The organism is Cryobacterium sp. HLT2-28, assembly GCF_004402495.1.
GTDB lineage: Bacteria > Actinomycetota > Actinomycetes > Actinomycetales > Microbacteriaceae > Cryobacterium > Cryobacterium mannosilyticum.
On record NZ_SOFH01000023.1, the window covers coordinates 1 to 25,357 of the forward strand.

A 25,357-nucleotide genomic window follows, 5' to 3' on the forward strand; every position below is an offset into this window, starting at 1 on the left:
TTCAATTCGAGCGGATGACGAGATTCGAACTCGCGACCCTCACCTTGGCAAGGTGATGCGCTACCACTGCGCCACATCCGCAACTGCCCGCATTTCTGCGCGCTTGAAGACTCTAGCCGATACTCCGGTGCATATTCAAACCGAGCCGGCCCGGCGTGTTGTGCCCCTCTCGATGTGCGCCGCATCCCTGCTCTGGGCTAGTATCAGAACTCGTGGTCGAAGCTGTGGCCGCGCAAGGGCGATTGGCGCAGTTGGTAGCGCGCTTCCTTCACACGGAAGAGGTCATCGGTTCGAGTCCGGTATCGCCCACAAACAAAAGCCCCGGTCATGCGGGGTTTTTTTCTGCCGTCTCCACCCCGGCAGCCCCGCGCGTGCAAGACTGACACGACGGAAGGAACAGCCAGTGGACGACCCGCGCGCGAACATGGAGGGCAACGGCCTCCTCGGACTCGGCGCCCCTCGGGTCGACTGGTCGAAGACGCCGGGACGGGTCCCGGGGTTCTGGCTGTCACTGTCCGGGATCATCCTGGCCGTGCCTGTTCCCTCTGCCGGGCTCATCCTTGCGACCATCGCCGTCATGCTCTCCGGCAAGGCCTTCGGCGTCATCCCGGCCGGCGCGCGCGGCCGCAGGCTGACCCTGGCCGCGATCATCCTGGCCCTTATCGCGATCCTCGTGGCCCTGGTCCGCATCTTCGTGTAGCCGAACCGGTAATTGCAGGAGCACTGCCACCGTGAGCAGCACCTCACTGATCACGGCGATGCCCAGGTTGAGGCCGAAAAGCACGATCGTGAACGGCGGAACGATCATCAACGCGGTCGACACTCCGACGCGCCAGTCGCGCACCGCCACCGCGGCGTCGGCTGGAGACGTGGCCGGATGCTCGAAGCGGCCGAACAACGCCGCGACGCCGATCAGGACACCCACGGCTACAAGGAGGACGAGAGGGCGGGTCAGCCACCAGTCGGCGCTTCCCGGGGTCGGCTCCGGCACCGGCAGGAGCAGCATCGTCCCCACGATGAGGCCGAGGACGGGAAGATGCCAGAGGTACACCGTCATCGTCCGCGCCCCGATGCCGGCCACGGCGCGTTGCACGAGCGCACAGCGCATCAGGCGCTCCAATTGCGGGCGCGCGGCCATCAGAAGGGAGAACTGCCCGACGGCCAGGACCGCGAGGGCCACGGTCGGCGGGTTGAGGTTCTCGAGCATGTTCGCCGGGTACGGTCCGACGGTCGTGATCAATCCGAGCAGCGCGTAGCTCGCGCCGGCAAGAACGAGCAGGAATCGTCGTCCCCTCCGGCCGAACCAGCCATCGGCGGCCCACAGCCCCAGTTGCTGCACGAAGAGCCAGACGAAGATCATGTTGAGCAGGCCGAGCTCCGGCGTGTGCGTCCCCAGCCGCACGGCGTCGACGACCACCATCGCCCCGGCAAGGCCGGCCAGCAGCCGAACCGGCCAGCGCGCGTGCACTGTCGCCATCCCCGGCAGGAAGGCCTGGCAGAAGGTGTACGCGGCAAGGAACCACAGGGGCGAGACGACCCCGGTGGCGATCTCCGCCACGGTGTCGGAGGCCAGTCCGGCCAGGTGCATGACGAGGATGGCCAGCGCCAGGAATGCGAACAGCGGCAGGGTGGGCCACGCCAGGCGAAGCACCCGTGCGCGAATGAAGACGGCAGCGGTTCCTCCCCGCGCCTCTGTGCGGCGCCAACTCATCACCCCGGCAAATCCGCCCACCACGAAGAACAACGGCATGACCTGGGCGATCCAGGTCACCGGCGTGAACCAGGGCTGCAGGGTCAGTGTGCGCTGGACCACCAGCCGGTGGTCACCGGCAACGGATGCGCCCAGCATCAGCAGGTGCCCGATCACGACGACGACGAGGCCGGCGACCCGGGCGAGGTCCATCACCGGATCTCGCGGCGCAAGCCGGCCAGAGGCCACCGCGGTGACCTGTCCGCGCGTCGACTTGCCCAACTCCCACCTCCGTTCCGGCGGAGCTGCTGTTGCGCCCAGTGTGACACCGAATCGCACGCACGTCGTGGGCCGCGCTCTGGGCCGAAGCGCTCCGGTTTTGGTCGAACGTGAAGAATCTCTTACGGTTGAGCACGGTGACGCGCCAGCCCTGCTGCTCACTGCCACTCGGCACACACCCGGGAATTGCGAACGAAAGAGAGCGACCATGACGCAGAACACCGCGCACGCCCCTTTCCTCAGCCCGCAGCCGCCCGCCAACCCGTCGACTGCAGGGCCGGCCCAGCACGGGTGGCAGGGGCAGGTGGTGCGGCTGACCCGCGGACTCATCGCCTGCGGCCCCGGTCGCGCCGAGCGCGTGCACCGCCGGGCGATCACCGGAGTCCAGCGCGGCTTCGACGGACCGAGGACGATCGTGGTGCTCAATCCGAAGGGCGGAGCGAATAAGACGACCGCGACGTTGCTGATCGCCGCGACCATGGGCATGTACCGCGGCGGCTACACCCTCGCCTGGGACAACAACGAGTCGATGGGCAACCTCGGAGTGCGGATCATGACCACCGGGCACACCAATACCGCCATGGATCTTCTGCGGGACCTCGGCCGTTTTGACAACGGACACTCGATTCGGCTCGGTGACCTGGACAATTACGTACACCCCCAGGGAGACGCCCAGTTCGACGCGCTGGCATCCGATCTCGACCCGGCGGGCGTGTCCACCATCGACGGACCGGCATACCGCAGGCTCTTCGGCATTCTCAGCCGGTTCTACCGGGTTCTGATCGTCGACACCGGCAACAACATGCGCGCCTCCAACTGGGAGGCCGCTGTCGAAACGGCGGACCAGCTCGTCGTCGTCTCCACGATTCGCGAGGACACCGGCTACGGCGCGGCCGCGCTCCTGGAGGGACTGCGCCAGAAGGGACACGCCGACAAGGTGGCCCAGGCCGTCACGATCCTCACCATGCCGGCCACGGCCGTCGACCCCGCGCTCTCCAGGCGGCTGCACGACCACTTCGGCCAGCTCACCCGGGCCGTTTGCGACGTGCCGTACGACCCGGCCATCGTCACCGGTGGACCGCTGAACATCCATTCCCTGGCCCCGCAGACCCGCCGGGCCTGGCTGCACGCCACGGCGACGATCGCGGAAGGCCTCTGAACCGGTGGACGCACTTCTCGAGTTCTGGGGGCGCGTCAGCGCCCACCAGGACCCGCTCCCCGCCGCGACGACACTGCTCACCGTTCTCACGGCCGGCCTGTTCGTCCTGGTCCCGGCGTTGTGGCGGCGCGCACGCCATCTGGTGACCATTGCGCACGAGGGCGGCCACGCCCTAGTGGCCACGCTGACCGGCCGTCGGCTGGGCGGCATCCGGCTGCACTCGGACACGTCGGGACTCACGGTCAGTCGCGGACGGCCGCGCGGATTCGGCATGATCCTCACCCTGCTCGCCGGATACACCGCCCCGGCCCTGCTCGGCCTCGCGGCTGCCACGATCCTGGGCGCCGGCTACGCCGGCGGACTGCTCTGGCTGCTGCTCGCCGCCCTCGCCCTGATCCTCGTGCAGATCCGCAATTGGTTCGGGCTGTGGTCCGTGCTGGTCACCGGCGCCCTGATCCTCGCGCTGACCTGGTTCGGCACTCCCCTGGTCCAGGGAATCGGCGCACTGCTGATCACGACGTTCCTGCTGCTGGGCGCCGTGCGGACCGCCATCGAACTGCAGGTGTCACGGTCCCGCCGCGGCGGGCTCTCCTCGGACGCCGACCAGCTCGCCCGGCTCACCCACGTTCCGGGCATCGTCTGGGCTGCGCTGTTCGTCCTGGTCGCGGTTCTGTGCGTCGGACTCGCGGCGAGCGTCCTGCCGATCACCGCCTGACCGGAGAGTTCGCCGGGGCTACTCCCTGTCCCGCGACACCGTCCCAGCTGCCCCGCTCGGCGACGAGGCCCTGGCCGGCGCCTGAGCGGACTCGCCAGGGCAGGCACCACGAACACCCAGCGCAGGAATCCGATCAGCGACAGCAGCACCGATGCGGCTCCGATCGAGGTGGCGGCCTTGAGCACGGGGTCGCCCGTCCGCCGGAGCACCGCCGGCAGCAGGAGGAGCGGGACGGCAAGGATGGCGTAGGTCCAGGCGGTCGCGAACCAGGTCCAGACGAGAGCCTGGCCGCCCGCGGCGAAGGCCGGCAGGACCACGTCTGCAGGTTCCCGCAGGATGTCCGGCCAGTCGAAGGTCGAGGACAGCACCGTCGCGGCCGCGGCGAAGGCCACGGCGCCGACGACGAACAGGCCGCCGGTGGTGCGCCGGAGGCCGGCGGGCAATGGGGTGGGCGAAGGGTTTTCGGTCATTTTATCTCTCCCAACAGATAATGTACGTTGTACGACATTGGGTAATGTACGCTGTACACACAGAGGAGTCAACCCCATGCCGAAGACCTACCCGCCCGTCGCTCGCCAGCGTCTCCCCCGCAGCTCGGTCACACCCGAGGGGATCCTCGACGCCGCCGAACGAGTGTCCACTGGGGGCCTCGACGCCCTCACGATCCGGGCCGTTGCCACCGAGATGGGCTCGTCGCCGATGGCCCCCTATCGTTGTTTCGCGACCAAGGACGACCTCGTCGACGCGCTCCTCGACCGAATCCTCGGAGGCCTCGCCGCTCCGGAACCCAGCGAGGATTGGGCGGCGGACCTGGCCGGTTTCGCGCGAGCACACCGGATGCTGCTGGCCCTACACCCCTGGGCCATCGTCCCGCTCTTCACCCGCCCCAACCCCGGCCTGAACGCCACCCGGATCGGCGAACTCGCCCTGGAGATCCTCAGCCGCGGGGGGATCACGGGCGGGGACGCCGTCGCCGACTTCTGCGGCATCCTGGCGCTCAACTACGGGTGGTCTGCGTTCGCCTCCGCCCGCAGCGCCGCGACCCGAATCGACCAGGACCCCGGCGTGGCCATCGGCGCCGCTATCGCGGCACTGCCGGCCGGGCGCTTCCCGCGCACTCGCGCCGTCGCCGATCAGATGAGCGCGTACGGCAGTGACGAGCACTACGAGCGCGCGCTACGGCAACTGGTCGCCGGGATCCGGGACAGCGCCGGCGTCACCGACGGCACCAGGTAGCGCCCCGGCTCCAGGCCGGAGCCGCGAACGGGCGACGCGCCTCAGCCCGCTCGCCCGAACCACGTGGTCACCCCAGGCGAGTAGAGCACGGAATCGGGCGGCCGGGCCGCCACGTCCGGGAATCCGGCCGCGTCGAGGAGCGTGTCGTCGAGCCGCACCAGTTCGGCCTTGAAAAGGGGCCACGGCTCATGGTGGTTGCGCAGGTGCACCGTGCGGCCGCGCACCGTGCTGAAAAGCGCCCAGCGCGCGGTGAGGAAATCGGCCAGGGCGTCGCCGACGACGGGCTGGTCCGTGCGGCGCGCCACGATGTCAGTCCGGGCGGACACCGCCAGGTGCCTGCGGGAGGTGTACTGGAACTCCCCCGCCGAGCGGGTGAGCGTGGTGCGCGACCAGCGGTACGGGATCCGGAACAGGGTCCGGGCGGCAATCACCGCTGCGAGCCTCGAGGCCTCCAGGGACACGAAGACCACTCCGCGATGGCCGTCGGCATCGACCGCGTAGAGGCGCACGTTGACTTCGACGAAACTGCCGAAGTACGGCACCGGCGGGCTTCCCCAGACCGTCGCCCGGTCAAGCACGAACGGGATCAGGCCGACCCAGCTGCTGCCGTCGAACTCGTCCGGAACGAGCCCGGCGGGCAGGAGAGGGGCCACCTGCGCCGCCTCCACCCGCCAGTGCAGGAAGACCAGGTGCGACCACCGCTGGCTGGCCGAGGCGCGGCCCGCAAGCGGCGGCGCGATGACCGAAATCGGTTCCGGTCCCACGCTACTGGCTCTCGGTGCGGGTCCAGGTCGAGTCTTCAGGAGACGCGGCATCGGGTGCCCGCTCCCCGGCCGGCTCAACGGTCGCTGCCTTCGCGAGCCCCTGCCCGGCGACTGCACCGCCCACGAAACTGCCGAGCAGGTCGCGGATGCCGACCCCCATGGTGGAGGAGAGCATGGCGTCGACCTCGCTGAAACCCGCGGCCACGTTCTTGCTGAGTTGACTCGCGCCGTCGGTCGAGATGACGGTCAGGTTGTCGATGTTGCTCATCGGCGCCGCGAGCTCGTGGGCGATTCGCGGCAGCATCTCCACCATTCGCAGCTGGATGAGCGCCTCCGACTGCTGGGCGACGGCCTCCGCACTGAGCCGGGTCGACTCGGCCTCGGCGGCACCGCGGGCGAGGATGGCGTCGGCGTTGGCCTGGCCCTCGGCCCGGATCGCTTCGGCAATGGACTTGCGGCTGTCCCGGTCGGCGTTCGCCGCGGTCACGGCCGCGTCGGCGGCCGCCACCGCGGTGACCCGGATGCGGTACGCCTCGGCATCCGCGACGGCGTTCACTTCGGATTCCAGCTCCGCCTTGCGCAGGCTCGCGCGGCGCTGGGCGGTGAGTTCCTGCTCCTGCACGATCGCCTGCTGGGTCTTGGCCTCGGCGAGCGGCCTGGCGCCGGCAGCCTCCGCCGCGGCCTTGTCGGTATCCAGCTGCAGGGCTGCGCGGCGCAGGGCGAGTGTGTTCTGCGCGACGGCGATGGCCTGTTCGGCGGCGATCGCAGCCTCCTGGGCCTCCCGGTTGGCCTGGTGTTCGGCGACCTCGGCCTGGCGGCGAACCTTGGCCTGCTCCGCGCGGCCCATGTCCTTGATGTAGTCGTTGGCGTCGCTGATGCCCTTGATCTCGAACGAGTCGACGTCCAGGCCCTGGTTGGCGAGCGATTCGCGGGCCGTGGCGAGCACCGACGCGCCGAGTTCGTCGCGCTTCTGGATGATCGTCATCACATCGGTCGCGCCGATGGAGGAACGCAGGGAGCCCGACAGGACCTCGAGGGCGAAGTTGTCGATGTTCTTGTCCTGGCCGAGGAAACGCTGGGCGGCCGCGCGGATGGCATCCGGGTCGTCGCCGACCTTGACGATGGCGACCGCTTCGACCGTGAGGGTGATTCCCATCTTGTCCTGGGCGATGGCCGTGATCTCGATGGCACGGCTGCGCAGGCTGATCTTGAAGGCCTTCTGGAAGAACGGGGTGATGAATACGCCCTGGCCGTGCACGACCCGCTGCCCGGACTGCTCGAGGGTGGCGCCGTCGACGACGGTCTTCTTCGATTTCTTGCCCGTGATGATGAGAGCCTCATCCGGGCCGGCGTTCTTGTAGATCGACCGGGCGTACAGCAGCACGATCAGGAAGGCGAGGACCGCCAACAGGATGAGCCCGGGAATGGGGCTGAGCAGGAAATCGAACATTGGATCCTTCCGGCCCGCGATGGGCGCGGAGCTACGGGCACAGTCTGGCAGCCGAGAGGGCCGGACCGCGCGCAGGCTCGCGGTCACGCGCGCGAGCAGCCGTCGTCAAGTGAGATCGAAAGCGTCTACTTCGAGGTTGTCGGAGGCGCCGAGGCCGTGCGCGGTGCCGTCGAAGTAGACCGACCAGACGCCGTTGTTGAAGTAGACGACGTCTTCGTCCTGGACCGCCCCCAGTGCCGGCACGGTCGTGTCAGCGCTGAAGGACAGGTAGAAGCGGGTGGCGTCGACCCTGACGAAGCCATCGACGTTGGCGCCGTTCGCCAGGCCGTCGGCGGACGCGTCCCAGAACCGGGCGAATACCGTGCCGTTCCAGCTGTAGATATCGGCATCGTCCGCCACGCCGGCGACGCCGGGCGGGTTGGTGTTCCCCAGGGTCGAGAAGTACAGAGCGCCTCCGACGATGCTGATCGCATCAAGGTCCTGATTCGCGGCCGTCAGGCCGCGGGCAGTGCCGTCGAAGTACACCGACCAGGTTCCGGCGTCGTAGAACACGACGTCCTCGTCCTGCACTGCGCCCAGGCCTGGCACGGTCGTGTTGGCCGCGCTGAACGACAGGTAGAAGTGGGTGGCATCGACCCGGTCGAAGCCGTCGACGTTGGCGCCGCCGGGCAGGTTGTACGGCGGAACGCTGACGTCGATCGCCCGGCTGAAGGCTGTGCCGCTCCAGTTGTAGATATCCGCGTCATCGGCTGTACCGGCCACGCCGGACGGGTTGGTGTTCCCGAAGGTCGAGAAGAACAGCGGTGCCCTCACCTGGAGCACCGTGCCGGCGTTCACGCTCCAGTTGCCGGCCGCGTCGCGCACTCGAACGGTGAGAGTGTAGGCACCCTCGTTCCAACTGCTCACGTTGATCGGACTGGCGGACAGGCCCCATGGGCCGGTCCCGCTGACCGCCATCGGCGTCGCATTGCCCAGGCCGGGGTCGGCGCCGGTGAACCACTCGGCCCGGGTGACCGCGGTGAGGGCATCCGTCGCCTGCGCCGTCAGACTCACCGTGCTGGCGCCCAGGGCCGGGTTCGGTGTTGCACTGACGAGGCTGACCACCGGCTTGATCTTGTCGACCAGCAGGGTCGTCGTCGCCGTCGAACCCCAGTTTCCCGCCGCATCCTTCGCGTGGACGAAGATGGTGTGGCTGCCGTCCGCGAGTGCGGACACGATCGCGGCGGGGATCGTGGCGTCCAGGCTGGCGACGGGCGCAGGAGGGGCGACGGTCATCGCCGTCCCCGCCCCATCGGCCCCGAGGGTGTCGGTGAAGTACTCGGCTGCAGCGACGTTGGAGCCGCCGGTTGCGGCGTCGTCGCCGATGGCGTGCAGATTGGCGTCAGCCGAACCGTTGGCGGGACTCGGCGTCAGGGTCGGGGACGTCGTCGCCGGACCGATGAGGTCCCCCACGCTGGGCTCCGTGATGGCGAGAATGCCGGTAGAAGTCCTGCTGGTGGTGCCGTTGCTGGCCGTGATCGTCAGCGGGTGGCTGCCGGACGGGATCGCCGACGACGTGGCGACCGTCAGTTGGGACGTGCCCGAGCCCGCGGGCACCACCGTCGGTGTGAAAGTCCAGTCCGCCTGTTCCGCGCTCAGGCCGGACAGCGACAACGAGACGTCCCCGCTGAAGCCGTACGCTCGGGTGACCTGGACGGTGTAGGTCACGCTGCCCCCGGCGATCGAACTCGCCTCGGCCGGTGTGAACGTTACTCCGAAGTCCTGCTGTCCCTTGAGCCACTGGTAGGCGGATAGGACGTCGAGCCGGCCGTTGCCATATGCGACGTCCGGACCGGCGAGGCCCAGATCGAGCGCAGTGCCGATGAGGGCAGCCTGCGCCTGGTCGGCGGAGAGCCCAGGGATCGCACCCAGGAGCAGGGCCAGCGCCCCGGTGGCGTGCGGAGCGGCCATCGACGTGCCCGAGGACGTCTGGTACATCCCGTAGAGGTCGGTGGTGCGTATGGTGACGCCTGGTGCGACGAGGTCCGGGAAGACCCTGGTACGGGCCTCGCAGGCGGATGGTCCGCGACTGCTGGGCGAGTAGATCAGATCGGTGCCGGTGACCGCGCCCACGGCCAGGGCTTCGGGGTAGTTGGCCGGACTGACGCTGGTCGAACCACCCGAGCCGTAGTTCCCGGCGGCGAAGACGGGCAGGATGCCGGCCGCTCGCAGCGCTTGCAGGTCAGGCTGGAACGACAGGTCGCACCCCGGACCGGCACCGATGGACCAGGACCCGTTCACGATCTGCGGAGCGTCCGGGGTGTTCGGATCGTGATCGGGGTCGAGCACCCACTGGAATGCCTGGTGGATCGCCGTGGCCGTTGCCGCTCCCCTGTCGTTGAAGATCTTTGCCGCGATCCATCTGGCGCCGGGGGCCATCCCGATGGACGTGCCGCCTGCGTCACCGGCGACGATCACACCGGTTGTCGCGGTGCCGTGGCCGGAGAGGTCGGTCGGTGTGGTGGGATGCTCGCCGTACGGGTCATACCAGCTGTCCGTGCCGCCCCGCCAGCGGCCCGCGAGGTCCGGATGCGTGATGTCTACGCCGCTGTCCAGGCTCGCAACCACAACGTCCTGCCCGGTGAAGCCGAGGTCCCACAGAGCGGGTGCGCTGACCTTGGTGACGTTCGGTTCCGGGATCCCGACGGAAGGGACCACCACGACCTGGTCGGCGGTGATGCTCGAAACATCAGGGCGCACCGCCAGGGCCTGGATGACGTCCGCGGTGGCGGTCACTGAGATCCCGTTGACGACCCAGAGGGGTGTGCTCCTGGCGACCCTGCCCTCGACGGCCCGGGCGCGCAACAGAGTTCGAATCGGCACCTGCGAGGCGTCCGCCTTGGCCTTCAGCGCCAGGATCGTGCCCTTCAGACGAGCCGCACGTCGATCGCCCGGGACGTGTTTCAGGTCAGCCTGATCGCGCAAGGTCACGACGACGGTGGTCATGTCTCCGGGAGGGAGGGAATCGAGGATCGCCTGGACTTCCGGGGTCAGGCTGCCGGTTCTCGGAGTGGCGAGGTTTCGGGCCGACGCCGCCGGGGCGAGCCCGGCCAGAAACAGGGCGACCATCACAGTCACGGCCAGGGTCTTCCTCATGATCGGCTCCCTCTGTTGCCACGCAGTGCGAATTCCGGAATTAGTGATGTCGGCCGTACGGTCTCCGTCTTGCGGCGGAGGGTGAGGCCGACGGTGCCCAGCATCGCGGCGAGCAGCAGGACGGCCAAACCGGAGGTCACGATCTCCAGCGGGCGGGCACCATCAGAGCTCGCGGCGGAGACGGTCCATCCGACCTGCGTGACCGCGGCGGGGAGGCCGTCCCGTTGCAGGGCCACGGTGGCCTTCCAGGCGCCGGTAGCGGGTCTGGCTATCTCTGCCTCGTAGCGTCCCGGCTCGATACCCTTGAGCAACACGTCGGTCGTCGTCCCGGACGGGGCGGCGAGGGTGACGGAGACCCCGTTGACGGGAGCCTGCTCCAGCTTGACGATCGAGCGCGCGCGGACGATCAGACGGCTCTGATCCGGTCCGGCGGGCAGCTGCTCGAAGGTGACGAAGAGTCCGTCGACGGTAGCGGTGTGGAGCACAGTCTGCCGTGTCGCCGTGGCGATCTCCCGAGCGGTGGGAACCGAGGTGAGCACGCTCGCCGCACCCACCGCTATGACCAGAACGAGGATCTCAGTCGCCACGACGATGGTGAATCGACGCAGCGACACCGGCGGCCACCCCACAGGCCTGCCCAGGAAACGGCCCACCCGAGCGGCCAGGCGGGGATTGACGAGCAGCGTGTTGATCACCGCCAGGGTCAGCGCCACGGCGATCAGGGCCACTTTTCCGGCCACGGCGCCGCCGTAGACGGTCGAGGCCACGGAACGCAGGTCGGGGATGTGGCGGCCCGCTTCGTAGAGCCCCGTTGCCAAGAGGACCACGGTTCCGATTGCGGCCATCGGGCTGAAGGCCCGCCAGGCAGAGGCGAGAATCCGACCGCGCAGGTCCGGGTGGTGGCGCATCACCGGGATCAGGCAGATGGCAAGAATGGTGAGGCCGCCGGCCCAGACTCCGGCGGCGACGAGGTGGGAAGCGGAGGCAAGGGCAGCCAGTGCGGATCGGCTGGGCAGGGTCGAAGCGTGGCCGGCCCACGCTTCCAGGCAAACTACTGCCGCCAGTGCGACGGCGGCGATCTGGACCCGCCCGCCGGCGCCGCCCGGACGAGTCGCCCGGACCAGCGCAGCCGCCGCGATCACGATCGCAATCTCTCGCGCAAGCCACAGGTGACCCCAGGGAGTGCCCGTCAGGGTGGCCCAGGTGGCGTCGAACCAGAGCCCGAGGGAACTGCCGCCGCGCTGCGTGAGGAGAAACGGGGTGATCGCTCCGGTGACGACCGCGACGCATACAGCCAGCGCCCCGATGACAAGCGCGCGCCGACGCAGAGTGTTCCCGATCTCGCCCATCGAATCGAAGACCCGACCTGAGACGGCCAGCGCGCCGATCGCGAGCATGATCGCCGACAGGTCCAACCAGCGGAGGATGAGTCCTGGAGGGTCCGGGGCATCTGCCGCTGCGGACGCGACCGCCCCGGGGCGAGTCCCGGCGCCGAACAGTAACGACCCGCTGGTCGAGTGACCGTCCTCGGTGGAGAAAACCTTCCAGTTCAGCAGATAGGTGGCCTTGGCAAGCGGTTGCGTTCCGATCCGGACGATGCCCCCGCCGTCCGTATCGGACACGGACGCTGTCACGTCCACCCGCACTCCGTTGGAAGTCTGGAGCTCGAAGGTGCTGGCGCTTTCGGCGATGGGTTCCGTGAACCAGAGGGTGAGGGCGGATCTACCGATGGCGACCACCCCGCCATTGGGAGGGTCGGAGCGCTCGAGCCCGCCGTGCGCCCAGGCCGGCGACGCCCCGAACAGGAGCACTACGAACGCGGCGAGCAGGATCGCAGTCACACGGCTCCCCACTCGGAGCCAGCCCCGGGTCATCCCCGGGCCACAATGTGCTCGAGCCGAGCGTCCCCCATCACCAAAGTCACCTGTGAACCGGCATGAATGGCATTGTGAGCGTTGGCGAACAGGAAGAAGTAGGTTCCGCCCAGCTGGGGCTCGGCGGCGTGGTGGGGCCTGGAGATGACCATCGTCGCCCCGGATTCCTCGACGACGACGATCGGAAGCAGTGTGGTGTCATTCATCATCCGGTCGGCTTTGTCGGGGTCGACAACCTGGTAGCGGAACTCGATCAGTCCACCTGCCGCCGTCACGCCGATCAGGTTGACGTCGATCCCGTAGCGAGCCGCCATGCCCTCGGCCGTGACCAGGGTGGTCCCCGCGCGAACGTCGGCCTTCTGTTCCGGCCACCAGGCGCGTGCGGCACCTGCCCCGAGCAGAAGGACCGCCACCACGACGATCGCGACCAACCGGCCGCGGCCGGGTCGCTTCGTGTCCGCTTCAGTGCCGGGTTCAGTGTTCGCCTCGGGCATGGTTTCGGTGATCACGGTGTCGCCTTCCTTCCGCCAGTCGGCTTGCAGGGGTATCCGGCCTGCCGACGGACGTTGCTACGGGACATCGAACGCGTCCACGTCGAGGGTGTCGGCGGTGAGGCCGTGCGCGGTGCCGTCGAAGTAGACCGACCATCTGCCCGCGTTGTAGTAGACGACATCCTCATCCTGGACCGCACCCAGAACCGGCACTGTCGTGTTGGTCGCACTGAACGACAGGTAGAAGTGGGTGGCATCGAGCCAGACGAATCCATCCACGTTGGCGGCGGCCGGCAGACTGTAGGGCGCGGCGCTGGCGTCGATCACCCGGCTATAGGCGGTTCCGTTCCAGCTGTAGATGTCGGCATCATCGGCGACGCCCGCCACTCCGGGCGGGTTGGTGTTGCCCAGCGTGGAGAAGTACAGGGTGGTACCCACGACGCTGATCGCATCGAGATCCTGGTTCGCTGCGGTCAGGCCGTTCGCGGTGCCGTCAAAGTACACCGACCAGGTACCGGCGTCGTAGAACACGACGTCCTCATCCTGCACCGCGCCCAGGCCCGGCACGGTCGTGTTGGTCGCGCTGAATGACAGGTAGAACGAGGTGGGGCTGACCCGGTCGAAACCATCGACGTTGGCATTGCCCGGCAGGTTGTACGGCGGGACGCTGACGTCGATCACCCGGCTGAAGGCGGTGCCGCTCCAGTCGTAGATGTCCGCGTCATCGGCCGTGCCGAGCACGCCGGGCGGGTTGGTGTTCCCGAATGTCGAGAAGGACAGCGGCGCGCTCACCTGGAGCACGGTGGAGGCGTTCACGCTCCAGTTGCCGGCCGTGTCCCGCGCCCGCACCGTGAGCGTGTACGTGCCCTCGCTCCAACTACCGACGTCGATTGGGGTCGAGAGGGTCCATGGGCCGGTCCCGGTGGCCGTCATCGGTGTGGCTTTGCCGACGCCCGGGTCGGCACCGGTGAACCACTCGCCGCGGCTGACCGCCGTGAGGCCGTCAGTCGCCTGCGCCGTCAGGCTCACCGATCTGGCACCCTGGGTCGGGTTGGGAGTTGCGCTGACGAGACTGACCTCAGGCTTGATCTTGTCGATCAGCAGGGTCGTGCTTGCCGTCGTGCCCCAGTTGCCCGCCGCATCCTTGGCGTGGACGTAGATGGTGTGGTTACCGTTCGTGAGCTGGGCGATGGTGGCCAGTGGGATGTCGGCGTAGCCGGCCTCTTCAGGGCTGTTGTAGACACCGTCGGTGGCCCTGACGACGATGCCTGCGCCGTTTGCCCCGACCGTGTCGAGGAAGGCCTCGGCCGCGCTGATGTTGCTGTTGACCGTGGCCACGATCGCATCCGACATGCTGGCCACCGTCACCCGGACCGCCGGCGTGCCGCCGTTGACCGCCAGCGTGCCGTTGTTGGGAGTGGGCGCTGCCGAGACGCCGGACGTGGTGGGCGCGGTCCTGTCGATCACCAGATTGATGGTGGTCGGGGCGCCCCAGTTGCCCGCTGCGTCCTGACTGTGGATCGACACGAGATGGGTGCCCTCGGCCAGGGCGGTCACGGTCGAGGCGGGGATCGTGCCATCCAGGCTGGCGATGGGTGCGGCAACGTTGACCGCCAACGACGCTCCCGAACCATTGGCGCCGACGGCGTCGATGAAGTACTCGGCGGCGGTGATGTTCGAGCCGCCGGTTGCGGTGTCGTCCCCGGTGGCGTGAACTGCGATGCCCGCAGTACCCAAACCATTCGTGAGGCTCGGCGCCAGCGACGGCGACCGGGTGGTCGGGCCGGTGGCGTCGCCACCGGTGACCAGCACCGAGCTGAGGACCCCCCAGTTGCCGACGGAGTCCTGGCCCCGTAGATAGACGATGTGCTCACCGGACGGGATGATCAACGCAGCAGTGACACTCACACTGCCGGTGCCACTGCCCGTCATCGGGGTGCCCGTGCCGACCACCGTGTCGATGAAGTACTCGGCCCCGGCGATACTGGCTCCGCCGGAGGTGGTGTCGTCGATCGTGGCGCTCAAGGTGCCGGCCACGTAGGCGACCGCGCTGGTGACCGGCCCGGTGGTGTCGGATCCGACAACGCCGGCCGGGACCGTGACGAAGGTGAGCATCCCACCGGTGCCGGCCGTGTTGCTGTTGTGCAGCAGCAGGCTGCCGTCGTAGATCGCCAGCCGGTTGATCTGGGCGATCGCGGACGGGGTGGTGACGATGGCATCCGCTGTCTGGCCCGGACCGAAGGTCTCGGCGACGTAGCGACGTGAGAAGTTCAGCGGGCTGCCGTCCAGGGCGATGATCCTCTGTTCCGCGCCCAGCGATGCCACTGAGTGGTACTGATTGCCGGCATTGACGTAACGCAGAAGCACCTTGTTGCCCGGGGCCGTCGCGGCGATGGGGTCGGTGTTCGGGTGGGCCTTCCCGTTGATCAGGGAGTACCGGGGGGCGTACTTGCGCATGTCGTAGGTCGCCGGGTTCGCGGAGTTGTTGAGAGCCGGGTCGATCTCGCTGAGCACCAGGACGGCCTCGTCGTCATAGGCGGTGGTCGTCGCATCGTAGGCCTGGTTTGCCGTCGCCGGACGCACGATCAGGGCGCCGTAGAGGCCCATCGCCACCTGGTGCTGGCCGTTGGGAACGAGACCCGCCTCGTAGAGGTAGGTGCCGGGCCGGCTGGCCGTGAATGTGTACGGCGTGGTTGTGCCGGGCGCCGCGCCGGTTCGGTCGGGGATCATCTGCTGCCCTTGGAAGAGCAGGGCCGTGTTCTCGGCCAGCTGGTTGTGCAGCGTGATCGTGACCGTGTCGCCGGCGGTGACACACAGCGTCGGCCCGCCGGGGCGGGTCACGCCGGCAACCGTCGTGCTGTAGCCCCAGACGTTTACGGTCTGGGCGCCGAGGGTCGTGGATCCCGAGACCGCGTACAAGTCGCCGGGTGCCGTGCAGTCCACCGTCGCGGCCTGTGCGGCCGTGGCCGGCACGACGAGGGCCACCAGCACGGCCAGCCCTCCGCCGGCCAACAGCCCCGTCAAAATGGAGGAGGCTACCTTCTTCATGCTCGTCCTGGGAATCATGGCTCTCTACGCCTTCCGGGTCAGCCGCAGTTGTTGGGCGTCGGTGGATCGATCCGCATATAGGTGATCGGTCCGGTCATATTCGTGCCCCACGACGTGATCTGGAACAGGGCGTGGTTGTGGGAGATGATGTAGTACTCCCCGCACTGGTTCACGCTCTGAATGCCAGGCGGCAGGGCTTCCTTGGTGCCGAGGTAGGGACTTCCGCTGTAGAAGACGCCGATCTCCTCGTTGGCCAACTGAGGCACCGTCACCGGAACCGGGTTGGACGGGGAGTAATTCTCGGCGTCGTACCACTTGAAGATCACGTCCCAGGTTTGACCTGGTCCGATGTTGATGGCGAACTTCTCGAAGGAGAGGTCCTCCCCCGCCGGACCCTCCAGGGCACGGCCATCTCGAGCTACGACGAGGCCGTTGTTACCGTGCGGGTGGAACGGGAAGTCCTCGGTGCCCACGTTCAGGTAGCGAGCCATCCCCGGCTGGTCCGCCGGGACTGCCGCCCGGTCAAACTCACCCACTTTTGCGAGGGCCCCATAGGGCTGCGTGGGCAGCCAGCTCGCACCGTTGTCGGCGATGCTGTCGGGGAAGCCTCGCCCATTGATCAGCCAATAGCGTGGGTGGTAGGTGTTCATGTTGAAGCTCTTGTTGTTTTCGACGGCCTGATGCTGGTACGGGTCGATCTCGCTCAGGAGAACCATGAACTCCTCGGCGGGGTTGAACCGGCTGTCTGCCCGGTTGTTGGCGTATTCGCTCGCGATCGAGCCAGCTGCTGCGCCAGCCGGCACGGCCGACGGGCGCACGATCAGAGCCCCGAACAGTCCCATCCGGACCTGTTTCTCGGGGTTGGTGCCAGACTCGTACAGGTATGTGCCCGGGTCGCCGGCCACGAAGCTGTAGGTGGCGGTCCCGCCTCCGGCCGCGGCCGTGTTGGTCAGCGACGTGGTCGCGCCGGCCCCGCTGAGCTCGGGTTGGGCTGGGGTCCCGTTGGCGAGAACGTTTACCTGGCCCGGGAAGACGATCGAGGCGGCCTCGGGCAGGGTGTTGCGCAGGATCACGGTGACCGTATCGCCGGCGTTGACACAGAGAACGGGGCCGGGGTGCTGGAAAGAGCCGAATCCGCTGGAGTACCCCCACATGAACGCCGTGTTGCCGTCGGGCAGGCTGATGTATCCGGTCTTGGTGGTCAGGTTGAAGATCGGAGTGGTGGCACCTCCCCCGACCCCGGTGGTGCAGGCGATGCCGACCCGCGACGGAGTCTCGGCGGTCGCCGCCGGGACGAATGTGGTCATCGTCGCGCCGACCAGGGCCAGAGCGACCAGCAGAGTCGGCCGGCGCAGGCGCCGGTTGCGGGCCTTCCCAAGCATCACGGCGTCACCTCTCATCATGGCTCTCACACTCCCAAGTCGTTCGGATAGGCCTGCGCAGGCACGCCACCCGCCGCATACACTCGAACCTCTGTGGCCTGGCCGCCGAACCCGCCCGGCGCCAGGTTGTTCGCCCGCAGGTAATTGCGGTTGTAGAGCATGTACGTGTCGTACCCCGGACCGGTGTGCCCCGGCGCGGTGAAGACCACGTCGAAGCTCTCGCCCGGGCCGATGTTGATCGTCTCGGTTTCGTAGGACGTGTCGGTGCCGTCGCGCCCGCGCATCGGGGTGGCGTCACGGCCGACCACGCGCATTCGGATCCCCGCCAGGGTCATCGCCTGTTCCCGGAATCCGAGGTTGGCAAACCGCAGCGCGACCGTCTCGCCTGCGTTGCAGTTCACCAGCGAAGACTGCGGCTGGTACTGCAGCTCGGGGTGCCCGACGGGGGCGACCAGGTCGCCGGTCACGGGGTCGGTCTCCACGGCAAGACGGTGGGTGGATGCCGCGGCATTGATCGGCGCGTTGGGAGCGACGGTGTCCGGGTAGACCCTGCCGTTGAGCAGGCTGAAGTCGGCCCGGTAGTCGCTCCACTCCGGCAGCTGGATGTGAGCGTCCGCCCAGTGCGCCTCGGCCCACACCTCCGAGAGGAACATCGCAAACTCGCGCTCGAAGCCGGTCGAGCCGTCACCGTCGTTGTAGAGGAACTTTGTGTGTCCGGCGAGGGTCTGGCCGTCCTGCAGGGGGCGGACGAAGACCAGCCCGGTCATGCCCATCTGGACGTGCTCGACGTCCTCCACGTGGCAGTGGAACATGTAGGTCCCTGGCTCGCGGGGACGGTACACGTAGGTGAAGATTCGTCCGGTTCGCACCGCCACCGAACCGCTCGGTTCGCCGTCGAAGAACGGGATCACGTTGCGGAACCCGTGCCAGTGGAGGGTGTGGGCGTCGAACAGGTCGGGCCGCAGCGCCAGGCCCAGGTTGGTCAGTTGCACCTTGAAGTCGACCGGGTGGGCCGGGTCGAACTGGTTGGCCCAGAACAGCGGAGCGGAGTGCTGGGCCTTGTTCTGCTGGTTCGACAGCTGAATGTCGGTCAGACCGGTGACTTCGCGGAACCCGAAGATGTAGGTCGTGAGTAGACCCGGGGCCAGAACGTCGGGGTGGAATGGCGGGATGGCCGGGGTCTTCGGTAGGTAGATCCAGCCGTCGGTCCCGGCCAGGTAGAGGTCGGGATCCCCGAGGGCCGCAATGGCGGCTTCGGGCATGAGCACGTTGCCCGCCCAGATGCCGGTGCCGACGACGGCCACCGCGCCGCCGGCGAACTTCAAGAGGTCTCGGCGGCTGAAAGGCTGCTTAAAGATCATTCCCGTATCTCCCTGGGGATCGTCTGTAGCGCGGCTGGATGAATGGGTCATGGGGTCGGAAGGTCGAAGGCGTCAACGTTCAGGCTCCCGGTGGCACCGAGACCGTGTGCGGTGCCGTCGAAGTAGACCGACCAGGTGCCCGCGTTGTAGTAGATGACGTCCTCATCGTGGACCGAGCCCAGTACCGGCACCGTGGTGTTCGCGTTGCTGAATGACAGGTAGAAATGGGTGGCATCTATCCGCACGAATCCATCCACGTTGGCGGTGCCCGGCAGGCTGTAGGGCGCGGCGCTGGCATCGATCACCCTGCTGTAGGCGGAGCCGTTCCAGCTGTAGATGTCGGCATCGTCGGCGGCACCTCCCACTCCGGGCGGGTTGCTGTTGCCCAGAGTGGAGAAGTACAGGGTTGTCCCCACGACGCTGATCGCGTCGAGGTCCAGGTTGTCATTGCCGCCCAGACCGTGCGCGCTGCCGTCGAAGAACAGCGACCAGGAGGTGCCGTTGAAGTACACGACGTCCTCGTCCCGCACGTTCCCCAGACCGGGCACGTTCACCAGGGCGGTGAAGGAGAGATAGAAGTGGGTGTCGTCAACCCGGTCGTAGCCGTCGACGTTGGCGGTGGCCGGCAGACCGTAGGGCGCAGTGGTCATAGCGTTCACCCGGCTGAAGGTGCCGCCGTTCCAGAGGTAGACGTCCGCGTCGTCCGCCGTACCACCGACACCGGGCGGGTTGGTGTTGCCCTGGGTCGATAAGTACAGGTCCTGGCCGGCCGGCGGCGGCAGGGGCGGCAGGGCCCCGCTGGCGAACGCGATCGCGTCCAGATCCTGGGCGGCCGACGTGAGGCCGTGGCTGCCACCGTTGAAATAGAGTGACCAGGACGTGCCGTCGAAGTAGACCACGTCCTCGTCGTTCACGGCGCCCAGACCGGGGACGGTAGTGGTCGTGTTGCTGAACGACAGGTAGAAGTGCTTTGCGTCGCGCCAGATGAGACCGTCGACGTTGGGGTTGGTCGCTCCGGTGGCCGACCCGCTGTTCGGCAGGTTGTACGGCGCCGCCGTGGCGTCCAGGACTCGGGTGTAGGAGCTGCCGCCATCCCAGCGGTAGACGTCGGCGTTGTCGCCGTAACCCCCTGCACCCGGAGGTACCGCATCGTTGCCGGTGGAGAAGAACAGCGTGTTACCGACGACGCTGACAGCGCCCAGGTCGATGTTGCCGCCGACCCCGTGCGCGCTGCCGTCGAACCACAACGACCACGCGGTGCCGTTGAAGTACACGACGTCCTCGTCGGCCACCGCGCCGATCCCCGGCAAGGTGACGTTCCCGGTGAACGAGGCGTAGAAATGGGTGGCGTCGACTCGGGAGAAGCCGTCCGTGTTGGCAGCGCCCGGCACGTTGTAGGGCGCGGCGGTGACATCGATCGACCGGCTGAAGGCGGTGCCGTTCCAGAGGTAGATGTCGGCGTCGTCGGCAGTTCCGGCTACGCCGGGCGGGTTGGTGTTTCCTGCTGTCGAGAAGTACAGGTCCGAGGATGGCGGTGGTGGCGTTACGGCACCGAACTCGTCAGCACCGCTGTCGAAGCCACCCAGCGCCGGCCGGGCCTGGTTGTCGAAGTCCGTTGCCGGCGCGTTCACTCCGCCCCTGCTGGCCGCGCCGAGGTTGCAGGCGGGTGAGCCGGGGCAGTTGGCCAGGTGGTAGTTGCCGAGCAGGTTCGGCGGCGCTTCCAGGGTCACGAGCGTGGCGTCCACGAACGCCGGGTTCTGACGCCAGGTGGCGAAGGAGACCGAGACGTCGTAGGTCGAGACCACTGCCGGATCGGTGGAGCTGTTGGTCGGACTGGTCGTGAATGGGTGAGAAGCGGTGTTCTGTTGTACGACCGAGTTGCTCGGCGCGAGCACGCCCGTGCCGTCGGCCACGCCCAGATCCCAGTTGTTGATGTCGGTGGCACCGGCCAGGCCGATTCCGGTGACGGTGGTGCCGGCCCGGGTGCCGGCCCGGTTGTCCCAGAGAATGTTGTTGAACATCAGCGGGTTGCTGAAGGTCGGCGAGCCGCCCGGCAGGGTCGCCTGCAGCTGGTCGCTGTTAGCCGAGGTTGACAACCCGGCGGGGGCGGGCTGGCCGTTCGAGGTCACCGCGGTGGCCGTCGACAGGTTCTTCATGATCGTGTTGTTGAAGACCCGCACGTTGGGGGCGTCATTGATGCCGATGCCGCCGCCCTCGTGCGTCGACACGTTGTTGACGATCATGTTGTTGTAGACATTCATCGGGTAGTCGCCGGCCATCAGGAAGCGGATGCCGCCACCGTCGTCATTGGCCATGTTGGCCTGGATCTGGTTGGCATAGATGTCCACCGGACCGGAGCCGGGCGAGAGCGCGCCGACCGTCGCCGGCAGCTGGCCCGCGATCATGATGGCGCCGCCCTCATCGTTGGAAGAGTTGAAGTACATGCGGTTGTGGTGGATCTTGCCGCCCGGGCTCAAGCCGTAGGCGCTCAGCCCGCCGCCGTACTCCAGCGAGAAGTTGCCGCAGATGTCGTTGGCAGCCACCTCGTAGCCGTCCGAGCCCGCGTAGAGACCGATGCCGCCGGCCAGGTTGGTGCCGGCGTTGGCGATTATCCGGTTGTTGGCGATCCGGACGTTCTCGTTGTGTTGGCTGGTGTTCGGCGCGGCCAGGTCAGGGGTGCCGATGCGGATTGTCCCGTAGCCGCCTCCATTGTTGTCGACAACGTTGTTGGTGATCTGCAGGAATCGGGCGTAGGCGTTGGCAAAGATCGCTCCGCCCTGGGTGGTGATGTTCGGCGGAAGGCCGGTCGGCCCACCGGTGAGACCGTCGACGTTGCCCGGGAAGCCCACCTGATCGCCGCCGCGGATGTCGAAGCCGTCGATGGAGGCCTTGAAGCCGCTGGTGAACTGGCGCGCGGCCCCCGACGCGGTGGTGGCGTTCTCCGAGGCCAGTACGTAGATGGCCTCGCCGTCGTTTACGGCCTGGTTGCCGTCCCAGGTGAGGCCGCCGACCTTGGTGAACCAGGCCGCGGCCAGGGCAGTGTCACCGCCGAACGCGCCGGCGTCAATGATTGATCCCGGCACGAAAGCCGTGCCCTGGAAGCCACCGGAGCCGACGCCCTGAAGCTTGACCGGCGAAGCGACGACCAGGTTCTCGTAGTAGGCGCCCCGGGGGTTGGCCGTGGTGGAGGGTGCCGGGTAGACGACCACCAGATCGTCGCCGTTGTTGGTGAACGCGGCGTCGAGCGCGGCTTGGATCGTGGCGTAGGAGCGGCCCGGGCCGACCTCACGCAGGGCAGGATCGTACCCGGTCCCCAGCACATGGAAGGTGAGCCCGTTGACCGTGCTCTGCCCGTTGTCGGCCATGATCCCCAGCTGGTGCGCCCCAACCGGGACCGCGCCAGGCACAGTGGCCGAGATCGAGGTGTCGCTCCAGGCGGTGATATCCAGGGGCGTGTTGCCGAGAGTGACCTGACCGGTGCCCCTGTTGGCGCCGAAGCCGGTCCCGGCGATCGTGAACGAGCGGGTTCCGTTCGCGGCCACGTAGGGCTTCGAGACGGAAAACAGCTGTGGCGTGGCACCGTCGAGGGTGCAGGCGACCGCCGTGTTGACCCCGGTGGTCGGCGACCCGACATAGACACCGACCTGGGTCGGAGCAAGGTCAGTGGGGATGGTCACGCCTGGTAGGGCCTCGAACTCGGTCGCAATGGAGCGATACCGCGGGTTGTAGTTTGCGTTCAGACGCCCAGGGATCCCCGGGTCGTTGCCCACGAAGCGGTACATGTTGGCGCAGACACCCGAGGGGGTGGGGCAGCTGATGTGATTGGTGGAGGGAAGCAGGACATCGTACGAGCCGTTGAAGTCGGACTCGACGGTCGTGACCAGCCGGTTGGCGAAGTCATAGATGCCGACCGGCGCGAAGGCCACGCCGGTCTTCTCCCCGTAGAGCGTCGAGCGCGAGTCGGTGGAGAAGTTGATGTCGTCCACGATCAGGCCGCGAAGGCGGGACGGGATCGGCACTGCGGTGAAGATATTGAACATGGGCACGACCGATTTGCCGTTGTTCACTCGCACCAGCTTGGTGTCACAGGACGGCTTGGCTGAGCCTTCGTAGGGCGACCCACCGATGTCGAGGAAGGTGGCGTTGGCGACCGGAGTCGAGGCCGGCACGGTGACCCCGGTGGGGGCGCCGTTGGTATCGTTGCCGACCAATGCGGGGTAGTTGTCCGCTGCGGCACCAAGAAGGTCAACGGTGTGAAGCGTTCCGGCACAGGACGGCGGCGGCACCTGAGGGACGATCTGGTCGCCGTTGCCGATGTTGATGTCCTCTTCCCCGGTCACCTTGTACATAGGGTTCCCGGTGGCGTCTTTCGGGATCGCGACCCTGACCAGGTAGTCCCCGCTCGTCAGGGGCTCGAAGGTTCCACCGTTGCAGACGGGAGCGGACGGATCCGTGGCGACGAGTGTGCCGGTACAGGCGTCACCGAAGCCGTAGTTGCCGTCCACGGCCGCACCGAAGTTGGCGGCGGCTGTGCCCTGGTCGGTCGGGTAGGGCCCGAATTGCACGCCCTGCATGAAGCTCGAGATGCACTCTCCGTCTGTCTCCTGATTGGGCACGAGCACGTTCTCGTCGTAGGCCGCGGGGTTGTCTTTGGCGTGGACGAGCGGGTTGCCGTCCACGTCGCGAGCCACGCACCCGGTCGGGCGGCTCCAGTGTTCCGAGAGGTAGGTGTTCAGCAGTTTGCCCTTGGCCAGGGAACCGTCTGATGCCAGCTCGTACGCGTCGTTGGTGCCACCACACGGCGTGTTCGCGTTCGTACCGCAGTCGACCGTGGCGTACAGCTCTACGGGCACATCGGAGACGCCCGGCTGCCAGTCCTCGGAGGCGGCGTACTGCGGGTCGAGCTCGTTGCGGGTCGTGTCGTAGCTCACCGAGCCGACGATGCCGCCGTTGCGAGGGTCGATGCCGTTGGCACCGGTCGGATCGTAGGTGTGAACGCCCCAGTCCATCCGGCCGCTGAGCCCGATGATGCTGAGCACGCTGACGTCGACACCGGCACCCTTGACCGTGGTCGGGGTCGGCTGGTTGTCGGCCTGGTAGGTGACCCCGGTGGTGTAGAAGGAGTCCTTGTAGTTCTCCATCACGGTCCACTCACTGAGCGGGTACGCGCTCTCGAAGTGGTAGTAGCCCGTGCTGTCGCTGGTGACGACGTTCGTGCCCCGGTCCATCAAAGAGTTGTCCTGCTTGCGCATGGTCAGGGTGAAGTTGGGCAGGCCGCTCTCGCCGGGGTCCCTGACCCCGTTGCGGTTGGTGTCGTTGAAGACGTACCCGTCGTATTCGGTCCACCAGCCGCTGATCGGCACGTTGCCCATCTGCACCGTCTGGCCGCCGCTTACGGTCACGTTGACCAGGTTGAGGAAGTAGTTCTGCGGCTCGTCCCACCAGCTCAGGCTGTAGTTGCCGTCGGGCACGCCGGAGATGTCGAAGGCGCCGTTCGCGTCGCCCTGCCCCACCCATACGGCCTGGTCACCATTCTGCAGGTCGGCGAGGGAGAGCCATGGCCTGACGATAGGCTTGCCCATCTTGCTCCCGGTCATCCCCAGCCAGTAGTTGAAATCGCCGCCCTTGGGCGGGGTGTACTGCTTTGCGGTGACGACCACGCCCGTGATGCGCCCGGCGGCACCGGCGGCCAGGGTGTTCGTGGGCGGAACGAAACCGAAGATCGGCCCGGGGACAGGCTCGCCGGCCACCAGTGCCTCGGTGTCGTAACCGGTGCTGCCTTCCATGAGCCAGGTGTCAAAGTCGTGGTTGCCTTCCAGCGTCGTCGTCTGGATCCAGATCTGCCCGTCGGGGGGCGTAGCGGTCAGCACGTAACGGTTACTGCCCAGGTGCGGCATGGTCAAAAGGCCATCGGCGTCGCTGACACAGCGGCCCCCTGTCCCGGCAATCGGCACTGGGGACATAGTCGCGTCCAGGCTGGCCAGAGGGATCAGATGCGTGTCCGGATTCTCGCCAACATAGACGGTGCACAGGGGGTTGCCGTAGACGTCGGTCTGCAGTTCGCCCAGGGTGTCGGCGACGTGTCCGACGAAGCCGGCCAGGCCGGGCTCACCCTGATCGTTGGCTCCGTTGGTCGGCGCGGTGTCCCGGAAGATGAAGGCCCGCAGTGTCGAGTCGGGCAGGGGGTTGGGCTGGAGCTCGACGGTGACCAGACCCGTAGCCGGCAGAGGCACGCTGAAGTGCGCCCCGTCGATCTTGTAACCGTCGGCGAGCACGGAGATCAGGTAACGCCCGTCCGGCAGGGTGAGACCGCCCACGAAGTCGGCCTGGTCGCCCTGGCGCACGATCGGGCTCGTGGTGTGCGGCACCTCCTTGATCGACGGCCAGTCGCAGCTGGCCGGATACAAGGGGTCGGTTGCCGCGCAGCCGCTGTCGGGCGCCGGGCTCCGCTGGGCGGTCGTCCCGGTGTTGTCCTCGTTGATGATGTAAGTGAAGTTCGGGATGTCGTCGCCCTTGACGACGCCAGTACCCGCGAACGCGCGGGGTTCCGTGCGCGCGCTGATCACGTTGAGCGACAGGTCGCTCGTCGTCGCAGCCTGGGCCGGCAGTGCGGGCAGGGCGACGAGCATCGCAACCGGCATGGCCAGGGCAGTGGCGGCGTTCACAATGCGCTGCCAGAGAGGCCGCTTCGGCGGTTTGACCCCGGTCGAGTGCTTCATCGCTTCCATGCTGACCTCCATTGTCTGGACGTCTCCATGGTGATCGGCAGCGAC

At 67.7% G+C, this 25,357-nt stretch carries 13 protein-coding genes, 2 tRNA genes and 1 pseudogene; 4 read left to right on the forward strand and 12 right to left on the reverse strand.

The features are described from left to right. Positions 1–9: 9 nt before the first annotated feature. Positions 10–81, reverse strand: a tRNA-Gly gene (locus E3O48_RS11465). Between the two features lie 155 nt (positions 82–236). Between E3O48_RS11465 and E3O48_RS11470 the strand changes: the two genes are divergently transcribed. Then, a tRNA-Val gene (locus E3O48_RS11470) sits at positions 237–309 on the forward strand. Positions 310–508: 199 nt separating this feature from the next. Here E3O48_RS11470 and E3O48_RS11475 read toward each other — a convergent pair. Continuing rightward, positions 509–1,972: an acyltransferase gene (locus E3O48_RS11475; RefSeq protein ID WP_166788687.1), complete on the reverse strand. Its 1,464-nt coding sequence runs from the start codon at positions 1,970–1,972 to the stop codon at positions 509–511. Positions 1,973–2,177: 205 nt separating this feature from the next. Here E3O48_RS11475 and E3O48_RS11480 point away from each other — a divergent pair, with 205 nt between their 5' ends. Together E3O48_RS11480 and E3O48_RS11485 are read left to right on the forward strand one after the other, a co-directional pair. Then, a complete protein-coding gene (locus E3O48_RS11480; RefSeq protein ID WP_134538957.1) occupies positions 2,178–3,128 on the forward strand; it encodes a cobalamin biosynthesis protein CobQ in 951 nt (316 codons plus the stop codon). Positions 3,129–3,132: 4 nt separating this feature from the next. Further along, a complete protein-coding gene (locus tag E3O48_RS11485) occupies positions 3,133–3,843 on the forward strand; it encodes a M50 family metallopeptidase (RefSeq protein WP_134538959.1) in 711 nt (236 codons plus the stop codon). Positions 3,844–3,989: 146 nt separating this feature from the next. On the opposite strand, the pseudogene E3O48_RS11490 reads toward E3O48_RS11485, so the two are convergent. Next, positions 3,990–4,391: pseudogene (locus E3O48_RS11490) on the reverse strand (hypothetical protein); the annotation flags it as partial. Between E3O48_RS11490 and E3O48_RS11495 the strand changes: the two are divergent. Then, positions 4,390–5,079: a TetR/AcrR family transcriptional regulator gene (locus E3O48_RS11495; protein WP_166788688.1), complete on the forward strand. Its 690-nt coding sequence runs from the start codon at positions 4,390–4,392 to the stop codon at positions 5,077–5,079. The pseudogene E3O48_RS11490 and the gene E3O48_RS11495 sit on opposite strands and share 2 nt — an antisense overlap. A 41-nt stretch (positions 5,080–5,120) precedes the next feature. On the opposite strand, the gene E3O48_RS11500 is transcribed toward E3O48_RS11495, so the two are convergent. From E3O48_RS11500 to E3O48_RS11540, 9 genes are all read right to left on the reverse strand, one after another. After that, positions 5,121–5,843: a YqjF family protein gene (locus tag E3O48_RS11500; protein WP_241982507.1), complete on the reverse strand. Its 723-nt coding sequence runs from the start codon at positions 5,841–5,843 to the stop codon at positions 5,121–5,123. A 1-nt stretch (position 5,844) separates the two neighbouring features. After that, on the reverse strand, positions 5,845–7,293 hold the full coding sequence (locus E3O48_RS11505; protein ID WP_134509909.1) for a flotillin family protein: 1,449 nt from the start codon (positions 7,291–7,293) through the stop codon (positions 5,845–5,847). Positions 7,294–7,398: 105 nt separating this feature from the next. Continuing rightward, positions 7,399–10,428 (reverse strand): S8 family serine peptidase, encoded by a 3,030-nt coding sequence (locus E3O48_RS11510; protein ID WP_134538965.1) that lies wholly within the window; start codon positions 10,426–10,428, stop codon positions 7,399–7,401. Continuing rightward, a complete protein-coding gene (locus E3O48_RS11515; RefSeq protein ID WP_166788689.1) occupies positions 10,425–12,269 on the reverse strand; it encodes a copper resistance CopC/CopD family protein in 1,845 nt (614 codons plus the stop codon). The genes E3O48_RS11510 and E3O48_RS11515 overlap by 4 nt, the downstream gene beginning before the upstream one ends. 29 nt (positions 12,270–12,298) lie before the next feature. Then, positions 12,299–12,811, reverse strand: a complete 513-nt coding sequence (locus E3O48_RS11520; protein WP_134538969.1) for a hypothetical protein — start codon at positions 12,809–12,811, stop codon at positions 12,299–12,301. A gap of 60 nt (positions 12,812–12,871) precedes the next feature. Further along, the gene (locus tag E3O48_RS11525; RefSeq protein ID WP_166788690.1) at positions 12,872–15,841 is read right to left on the reverse strand and encodes a multicopper oxidase domain-containing protein; all 2,970 of its coding nucleotides are present in this window, start codon (positions 15,839–15,841) and stop codon (positions 12,872–12,874) included. A 38-nt stretch (positions 15,842–15,879) separates the two neighbouring features. Further along, positions 15,880–17,223: a multicopper oxidase domain-containing protein gene (locus E3O48_RS11530; RefSeq protein ID WP_241982541.1), complete on the reverse strand. Its 1,344-nt coding sequence runs from the start codon at positions 17,221–17,223 to the stop codon at positions 15,880–15,882. Positions 17,224–17,249: 26 nt separating this feature from the next. Continuing rightward, a complete protein-coding gene (locus E3O48_RS11535; RefSeq protein WP_166788691.1) occupies positions 17,250–18,584 on the reverse strand; it encodes a multicopper oxidase domain-containing protein in 1,335 nt (444 codons plus the stop codon). Between the two features lie 47 nt (positions 18,585–18,631). Next, complete coding sequence (locus E3O48_RS11540) at positions 18,632–25,312, reverse strand: SdrD B-like domain-containing protein (RefSeq protein ID WP_166788692.1); 6,681 nt, start codon at positions 25,310–25,312, stop codon at positions 18,632–18,634. Positions 25,313–25,357: the final 45 nt, after the last annotated feature.